Origin of the sequence: Pseudomonas oleovorans subsp. oleovorans (assembly GCF_002197815.1) — a bacterium.
In the GTDB taxonomy this organism is placed as follows: domain Bacteria; phylum Pseudomonadota; class Gammaproteobacteria; order Pseudomonadales; family Pseudomonadaceae; genus Aquipseudomonas; species Aquipseudomonas oleovorans.
On sequence record NZ_NIUB01000082.1, the window covers coordinates 1 to 1,672 of the forward strand.

The window sequence follows — 1,672 nt, forward strand, 5'->3', positions numbered from 1 at the left end:
GTGCCTCACCACGGCGAAGCACGTTGATTGCGCCCACCACGTCAGCGTTGTTCGCATAGCCGCACTGCACGCACAGGAACTGTGCCTGGGTCTTGCGGTTGTCTGCGCTGACGTGACCACAGCACGGACAGGTGCGGCTGGTGTTGTGGGCGGGTACTGCAATCAGCCAGCCACCGTTCCAGGCCAGCTTGTAATCCAGCTGGCGGCGAAACTCATACCATCCCTGGTCCAGGATCGCTTTGTTAAGGCCGGACTTGGCTTTCACATTGCGGCCTGGTTGCTCAGCCGTACCGGCAGCAGATGCGCTCATGTTGCTGACCTGCAAGTCTTCGATACAGACCATCGCGTGTTTTTTGCTGATGGTCGTTGAAGCCTTGTGCAGGTAATCGCGGCGCACGTTGGCGATACGGTGATTGATGCGCTGGACGCGGGCCTTGGCCTTCTTCCAGTTGTTGCTGAATTTGGTTTTGCGGCTCATTTGCCGTTGGGCTTTCGCCAGCTGTTCCTGGTGGCGTTTGAAGCTGTGCAGCGGCTCGCAATAGGTTCCATCGGAGAGGGTGACAAAGCGCTGAATGCCCATGTCGATGCCGACAGCGCCTGTTGCTTTTGGCAGCGGGATTTCAACTTCGCGCTCGGTCTGGAAGCTGATAAACCAGTGACCCGCATCAAACCCCACGGTGCAGTTCTTCACTTCGCCCAGGATGGCGCGGGACTGGCGGAACTTGACCCAGCCGATGCCGGCTGGGAGTTTTACCCGATTGCCGTCCACGGCGCAGTATTTGGCGAAATTGACGAAGCGCACGCTGTCGCGGCATCGCCCTTTCTTCTTGAATTGCGGCCTGCCGGCGTCGGCGACCTTCTTGAAGTAACGCTGCCAGGCGGTGTCGAGGTCTTTGAGCTTTTGCTGCAAGTTGTCGGTGTAGGCGTCTTTCAGCCACTCGGTATCTGGGCTGCGCTTCCAGGCGGTGACCCACTTGGCCATGGTTTCGTAGCGCGGCACATACTGACCTTCGGTGGCCAGCGCCTCATTGCACTGCGCCAGGGCGTGGTTCCAAACGAACCGGGCGTGACCGCACAGCACACGCAAGCGGGCGCTCTGCGCCTCGCTGGTGTCCAGTCGGTATTTGAAGCCCTGGCGGATGATCATGTTATCAGTGCGTTCCTCTAGGATGCGCGTATATTCTAATGCATAACCACAAATAGGTAATCAGTGTGCAGTACAAAAAAAGCCGCCATGCGGCGTATTTGCTCCATGCCCATATAGTTTTCGTGACCAAATACCGGCGCAAGATATTGGCTGATCTGCATCACCAGTCCTTTGCTGTTGCCGCCCGCCAGGTCTGCCATGAGGCCGATGCAACGCTCGAAGAATGCAACGGCGAAGCGGATCACGTTCATCTATTGGTGAATTACCCGCCGACCGTGCAATTGTCCAAGCTGATCAACTCACTGAAAGCCGTTACATCACGCCGCCTGCGTCAAGAGTTTGCTGATCTGGCGGGAGCGTATTCAAAGCCGGTACTCTGGAGCCGGGCTTACTTTGTCTCGTCGTGTGGTGGCGCTTCGCTGGATGTGATCAAGGCTTACATACAGAATCAGCAGGGCTGATGCCCTGCGCCGCATTCACCCCACACCTCCTTCGGTGTGGGTGCCCTGCGGGAGAGCACGATGG

At 57.8% G+C, this 1,672-nt stretch carries 2 protein-coding genes; one reads left to right on the forward strand and one right to left on the reverse strand.

Annotation, left to right across the window (positions count from 1 at the left end; genetic code table 11):
- A partial coding sequence (locus tag PSOLE_RS23315; RefSeq protein ID WP_088339364.1) for an RNA-guided endonuclease InsQ/TnpB family protein occupies positions 1-1,147 on the reverse strand: 1,147 nt, incomplete at its 3' end.
- Positions 1,148-1,212: 65 nt separating this feature from the next.
- On the opposite strand from PSOLE_RS23315, the gene tnpA reads away from it, so the two are divergent.
- A complete protein-coding gene (gene tnpA, locus PSOLE_RS23320) occupies positions 1,213-1,608 on the forward strand; it encodes an IS200/IS605 family transposase (protein WP_020308205.1) in 396 nt (131 codons plus the stop codon).
- The last annotated feature ends 64 nt before the right edge of the window (positions 1,609-1,672 follow it).